We start from the raw sequence: 6,386 nt of genomic DNA on the forward strand, positions 1-6,386 counted from the left end.
GAAGAGCCGAGAGCTGCTGCATGAATAAAGTCTTCCCTAACTCCGGCCTTCGATCCGGCGATCCGCTTGTTGACTATGTCAGACGCCGTGACTCTAGATCTAGATCCGGCGTTGCGAGCGAGCAGCTGGTCCTAGAACGAATCTTTCGCCGGACGGGACCGCATCACACGGAAGTTCCGGACACGTGTTCCGGCTCGTTGATCCCAAACGGTGGCAATTTTCCCCCCGTCGCATCACGACGGCCCATTCCCGCTATAATCCGTTCAACAGCGATCGATGGAGCAAACTTAGAAAAGTCGATCAACAAAGAAAGATACTTCTGGTCCATATGGATCAGCAACTTTCTATTTTCCAGAAGGGAAAGGGCTATCTCTAGGTCACTTTCGGAGTAGCCGCCGCTCGCTAACACTTCGCTCTCTATCTCACCGATTGTCGCAGCCCGCTCACAACTTCGCAGCACTTCCATCTCGAGCCCTCGATAGTCGACTACATCTTCAGCCGAACATGATCTCAGGTCGACAACCATTACCGATGCAGAGGTCCACAGGCCGTACAGCCCGCTAGACCAAGCTTCATGCTGCCATTTCGTCACAGCCTCTTTCAAGCTATGAACGTATTGATCGACATCTCTATTATCTCCGTAATCGAAGCGAAAGAAATAGGCGAGATTGCGGACATCTTCTTCGGGCAAATCATAGACATGCGAATACGAGGGGACGGGGGCTACGTTTGAAAACCCGTACTTCCGGGCGCTTGAAAAGTTAGGGCTGAATCGATCCAGCCGTATTCTCCCAACTCCCCCAGGAGGCTGAAGGTGAGTTAACAACGGCACCAGACGTGCCATTCTTTCGTATTCTGCCGGATCTTCGCCGGGAAAGCCCCACAAGATTCCCCAGTTCGCTTCCACTCCTATTTCCCTGCACCATTTAAGCAGCTGAATGTTCTGAACGCCCGTGACTCCCTTTTTCATCATCTTCAGTGTCGGCGTGCTAAAGCTCTCCACGCCCGGCTGGATGTGCTCAATACCGCACTTCTTGAGAAGACAAATCTCGTCCTTTTTTAGGTTCGCCTTGACTTCGTATGCCAAGTTCAAATCAATGCCCCGCTCGATCATCATCGGAAGCAAAGTGCGAAAATATCGGTAGTCTATTATGTTGTCTGCAGCGGCAAAATTCCGGGTTTGATACTTGTTGGCTAGGAAAGTCACCTCCGAAAGCGCACGATCAGGTGACTTGCTCCTGAAATTCATCGAGGAACCGTTCAAGCCGCAAAACGTGCAGTGCTGCTTCTCACCCCACCAGCATCCACGTGAAGTTTCGAACGTTACATACAAACCGGCATTTGCATCATAATCCGCCTTCGCTGCGCTAAAGAAGTCGTCAAAATTAGGAAAAGGAACCTTATCTAGGTTCTCAACAACAGATTGACTGGAAGAGAGGTGGATCTGCGGAGGGCTATCAACAGAAGGCCTAGAGCGAAAGTGGATTCCCGGCAACTGCGCAAGATCGGAATATCGTGCGTGGATGAATGCCTCGACCATCTGACAAAATGTCTCGTCAGCTTCTCCGCTTACTACGGCATCAAGGAATGGGAATGACTTTAATGTTTGAGCCCCCATTTCACCATCGCAATTGGCTCCGCCGACTACAGTCACTATTCTTTCATCGAGCACCTTTAGGCGCTTGGCAAGCGAAAGAACAGCAGTGTGCTCCTGGAACATGCTCGTAAGGCCGACAATTTTGGGGCTATAGGACAGAATACGAATTGCGCAATCCTCGAGGAATTGAGCCGTAAGCGATCGTATCCTCAATAGATCCTCAATCTCACGATCAGTTATCTTTTCACATCCCGACCGCTTTAATGCATGATCGGAATCTGCGCCTTTTAGAATCTTGCAAATATACTGTTCGACAGAACGGCGATCTTGGTCAAAAAGATTTCCGCTGAAGATCCACTCACCTAGCAAGTCTTGTCGCGACGGTTCACCATCCGAAATTCGTTCGTACGTTCTGAGCCCAATCAACTTTGCAAACTCAAACGTGAAATAGCACGTCTTCACCGATCTCCCGGCGTTCATCAAGAGTCCATGCAGCAGACCGACGCCCAGGGAAGGCGTGTGAAGCGCTCCAAAGGGCATCACTCCGAGCACAACGTCACGATGATCTGTCAGCATTGGACAACGATCGCTAACAGATCATCATGCGCAGGACGGCACTCCCAGGATCGGCCGTACGCCATTTTTGCGATCTCTAAGTGGTCACGGTGATTATGTTAGTGCTCATGACGGAAGGTGGAATGTTTTTTTCGGGGATCTCGATATGCACGCCGAATTTTTTTAGAACTGCGGGGTCGTTGATGTCCACTCCTTGCTCTTCGAGGATCCCAAGGATCCCTACAATAAACTTCGCTCTCGCCGCAGGATTCGTCGACATGTTCTTTTTGAAGTGATCCAGTTCATCGCTTTTATTCATGCTAATGACTCCTGATTGACGGTCGCAGTTGACTCCAATCGGCTCAAGAAGGTCGCGACCTTCCCTTCTCCAAGTAGATCCACGAGCGCGGCGCGGGCTGTCATAATTTGATCTAATTCGTATTTCGCAACTGCGCTAAATATCATAGACGCGAGCTTTTCGTTACCAAAGAGCTTGTTACAGTAGCTACATGCGCCAGGAAATTGATCCGGACGCGGAAGGCTCGACAATATCGCTGGATCATATTTAGATAAGGTATCGAGAAGCGCCTCAAATCCACGCCGCTTCATCAATTTCAACAGCAGTGAGCCCTCGATGCGCTCCCAGATGTCGCGCAGCGGCTCTTCGAAAGCGTTCCCAATACATATGCCCTTCGTGGAACGGTTGAAAGTTGAACAACAAGGATAAACTTTGCCATCCCAGAATACGACAACGTCATGATGGATCTGTCGATAGCAGGTCGTGTTTCGGTCTTCCGGCAGGATATCGTCGTAGCTAATCTTGGCTTTGGCAGCTCGGCCGACGCGAGCTATTCGCTTGGTTCGCAGGGAGATGAAATCGCGATCTGACAACGCCGGAAGCATGCGCTCCAGCGAAGCATCGGGGTTTCCAAATGTTCCGATTATGTAGACAGGCGTCCTTCTTTTCGCAAATGCTTCGGCTGCATAACAAATGAATTGAGAGGGTATAAACTTTGCGTGGGCGTCATCATAACTGATGTTGATCCTCCGTAGCCCGTTGCCGACGAGGATATCTGCTACTCTGTTGGCATTCTCAGCTGAGTAGGCCCAATGCGCCGCAGTGGCGATGGTGAACGGAAGCGAGAGACATCTCAGATGCTGAGAAAGCTGAAACAGTTCATCTTCAAATGTGAAAACCTCTCCCCCTGTGAAGCCAACTGAGGTAAAATTCGTGAGTTCGGAGGCCTGCGATATGAGCGACCGGGCATTCTCGAAAGGAATTTTTTCCTTCCTACCTGGATGACAGCCGTAACAGCAGAAGTCACAGGACAGGGGGCAAGCCATGGTATAGTTCAGAACAAGCACGTCTTGTTCCGGAATCTCGTATAGCTCGTGGCCAGCAGGAACGTCGCTCATGATTACCCCCGAGTGGGTAGCAAAGCATTCCCATGTTCACGTAGGGTAGTTCACCTTCTGCGAAGAGTCAAAAGATGTCTGCCGCTAGAACTTGTCTTTCCGATTCTTAGGCCCTGGTGTGTTCCGCCATCTCATGTTGCAGCGCGGATCCAAAGTGAATGCCGGCAGTTCGCACTGCCAGAAGGCGAGCTATAGGTCGGTCTGGCAATGAATGATCGCGAAAGGAATGAGGCCGGTGCAAGTTGTGTCTGTCCGATACGCGAGCGATGCAGACGTGGACGCAATTGCTGGAATGGCGCGTGCATTTAGGAGTGAACTAGGAGATCCACCTGGCAAACTCACGGCGGGCGCAATTCGGCGAGACGCGATGGGAAGTCATCCGAGGCTTAGAATTCTCGTTGCGGATCTTGGTGGCACTATTGTCGGCTATGCTTTGTACCAGAACTTCTATGAGCCCGGCGAGGCGCTCGAAGGTGTTCATCTTTGCGATCTATATGTCACCCCCGCGGAACGGAAGAGCGGGTTCGGGCGAGCATTGCTGGACGGCGTATCTGATGCAGCCCGCGCAGATAAGAAGGCATTCGTATGGTGGGTGACTAGACAATCTAATCAAGCTGCGATGGAGTTTTATCAACACATGGGGGCCATTACTGTGCCTGCCCTTTCATGCGGGATCATCTTGAGCTAACGGCTTTCATGCGCCGGTCATTCTGTTGTGGGAGGAAGGCTTCAAAGGTTGGAGGTCGGTGGGGCTTTTTTCTCTTGAAAGCCGCAGGCTGCAAACGGGTTCTCCTCGCTGCATTAAGGTGATGGATGAGCGTAATGAACTTCGAGCCGCCTGGCGTCACAGCCAGAGCTGGATTAATGCCCGCCTTCAAGGATTTTGCGCTCTCCAGATGTTTTTGCAAAGCATCGGTCTGACCCGAGGCATATTCCCCGGCCGCATCCTTGCTGTTGGACGCCTTCTTGTACTCGGCGATATCCTTCTCGTGGTCTGCGACTATATAGGACCCTTGCGCAGGAAGCCTTCAAGCCGATCACTTCAAGCTTTCTGCCCATGTGACCGTATAAAGCGTCTCTTACCAGCCTAAGCCGATCCGTCTTGAACGTGGCTATCTTCAGAAAGTACAATGCCGCCGAGCCGAATATCCTGGCAGGCGGCATTGTATATGAAAACTGGGCAGTCAGGATCCCCAGCACTGTCATCTCAGAAAAGAGCATGCCAGGCCTAACTAATCCCCGAGCCCTGGCTTCTGAACGATTTGATATTACGGGATATGATTGCAGAAAACGCAGATTCGTTTCAACGGCAGGAAACCCGATGAGGCCGACGGCTTACTTGTGGACATTAGCAGTTGCCCTGCTTTGGTTCTCGCTTCTTCCAGGTCAAGTCTTTGCAGGATTGACGCTCAAGCACAGTCACGCAGGCTATCCGGTAAGTGGCGCATTTGCCTACGTAGATAAAGCTGAGCCGGCAATGGCGGGGCAGGCCTGTAAAGTATTTGCAAGGTTCGGGTTAAAGAAACTCTCAGGGAATACAATCGGCGAATTGATCGTATTCGATAACAAACGGCGCCTAGATTTCGGAGGCTATGCAGATACTGAATCGCAGAACATCTCTGTAAGACAGACGACCGATCGAGAGTTCGACATCGTCGATCAATCGTATGATGACGGTGAGGGTGGCCACAACTTCTTTGCCTCGTCCGTTCAGTCTTTGTTTTCAGCCTTTACGCAACTGAGACTTGGATGGAAGATCGATAGGGGCGAGGGATCGCAGGTGTCAAATGCGGCTCACGAAGGTTGCCAAAACGATTTTGTCAGTCATGGCAGTCGCCAGCTCGATAATCGTTGTTAGTTGGGTGGGTCTCGCACTACTGGGGTATTGAAGCAGCGGCCGTAATCAACAGGCATTTCCGCAGTCTCCCAGTCAGCTTCAACGCCATTTCGAACCGGATTGACGGCATAGAAGTGCCGAAGGCTGAAAATGGAGTACTTCTTACCCTACGCACTCCGCTCGACGCCCGCTTCTTTGAGCGCAACCGTAGGCCGATAAACATAATCAGTTCAGATCGAGTGTGTTAGGGACAGCAAGGCTGCCGGGTCTTCCGCCTGTCCCACTGCCTGTTGGGCGCTTCACGATCACATCTTCCTATCCTGCTTGCTCTTACGACGAAGCGGAAGGCACCCAAGCAAGATCCCCGAACGAGCTTGTCGAACTATCGGCTGCGTTTTCCAAAGAAGGCGCAATGCTCTTTCAACAGCAGTCGAACACGATGGTGAAAATTTTGCTGGCCAGCCCGTCCGCTAATCCCCCAATCTCGTCGCAAACACCGCAGCTGTAGCCTGCTTCCCATAGTACTCCTGTATGATTTCGACCGAGGTGCCCATGTTGCGGGCAACCTCGAAGACTCCCACGCCGTTTCTCAGGGCATTCACCGCATAGAAGTGCCGCAAGCTATAGATGGAATACTTTTCGCCGAACGTGCTCCGCTGGACCCCAGCTTCCTTGAGCGCAGCATCAAGCTGGTCAATGAGCGTACTGATCGGCGATCCATCTGGCATAGCGAACAGCAAGCCAGCAGGACTTTCCATCCGCCGTTTTGTCAAATATTTGTCTAACCGCTTGACGGCGACCGATCTGACAATCGCATCCCGCTCGCCTGTTTTTCCTCGCACCACGAAGCGATAATTGCTGCGTCCTTTTTCGTCCTTGAACGGGTGAACATCCCGCACTTTCACATTGTTCGCCTCTCCAGGTCGGAAGCCGGTGCAAGCTACTATCAAAACGTATATCTGCAGCAGCTCTCGGCTCTTC

Annotated in this window: 6 protein-coding genes; 2 read left to right on the top strand and 4 right to left on the bottom strand. The window is 51.6% G+C overall.

Features of this window, described 5'->3' with window-relative positions; all coding sequences use genetic code 11:
* Positions 1-163 precede the first annotated feature (163 nt).
* From FXB38_RS40770 to FXB38_RS40780, 3 genes are all read right to left on the bottom strand, one after another.
* Positions 164-2,173, bottom strand: a complete 2,010-nt coding sequence (locus FXB38_RS40770; protein ID WP_148756525.1) for a RiPP maturation radical SAM C-methyltransferase — start codon at positions 2,171-2,173, stop codon at positions 164-166.
* A 76-nt stretch (positions 2,174-2,249) separates the two neighbouring features.
* Positions 2,250-2,471 (bottom strand): hypothetical protein, encoded by a 222-nt coding sequence (locus FXB38_RS40775; protein WP_148756526.1) that lies wholly within the window; start codon positions 2,469-2,471, stop codon positions 2,250-2,252.
* The gene (locus FXB38_RS40780) at positions 2,468-3,568 is read right to left on the bottom strand and encodes a radical SAM/SPASM domain-containing protein (protein ID WP_148756527.1); all 1,101 of its coding nucleotides are present in this window, start codon (positions 3,566-3,568) and stop codon (positions 2,468-2,470) included. The genes FXB38_RS40775 and FXB38_RS40780 overlap by 4 nt, the downstream gene beginning before the upstream one ends.
* A 274-nt stretch (positions 3,569-3,842) precedes the next feature.
* On the opposite strand from FXB38_RS40780, the gene FXB38_RS40785 reads away from it, so the two are divergent.
* Together FXB38_RS40785 and FXB38_RS43360 are read left to right on the top strand one after the other, a co-directional pair.
* Entirely contained in the window at positions 3,843-4,256 is a 414-nt protein-coding gene (locus FXB38_RS40785) for a GNAT family N-acetyltransferase (RefSeq protein ID WP_187435500.1), read from the top strand.
* A 414-nt stretch (positions 4,257-4,670) separates the two neighbouring features.
* Positions 4,671-5,426: a hypothetical protein gene (locus FXB38_RS43360; RefSeq protein WP_187435501.1), complete on the top strand. Its 756-nt coding sequence runs from the start codon at positions 4,671-4,673 to the stop codon at positions 5,424-5,426.
* 449 nt (positions 5,427-5,875) lie between these two features.
* Here the strand turns inward: FXB38_RS43360 and FXB38_RS40795 are convergent.
* On the bottom strand, positions 5,876-6,386 hold a 511-nt coding region (locus tag FXB38_RS40795), incomplete at its 5' end, for a site-specific integrase (protein ID WP_148756529.1).

The organism is Bradyrhizobium cytisi (assembly GCF_008123515.1).
GTDB lineage: Bacteria > Pseudomonadota > Alphaproteobacteria > Rhizobiales > Xanthobacteraceae > Bradyrhizobium > Bradyrhizobium cytisi.

What these genes read in the sequence shown, in the direction of transcription:
- FXB38_RS40775 (WP_148756526.1), bottom strand. Translation starts at nt 2,471, where the DNA reads ATGAATAAAAGCGATGAACTGGATCACTTCAAAAAGAACATGTCGACG.
- FXB38_RS40770 (WP_148756525.1), bottom strand. Translation starts at nt 2,173, where the DNA reads ATGCTGACAGATCATCGTGACGTTGTGCTCGGAGTGATGCCCTTTGGA.
- FXB38_RS40780 (WP_148756527.1), bottom strand. Translation starts at nt 3,568, where the DNA reads ATGAGCGACGTTCCTGCTGGCCACGAGCTATACGAGATTCCGGAACAA.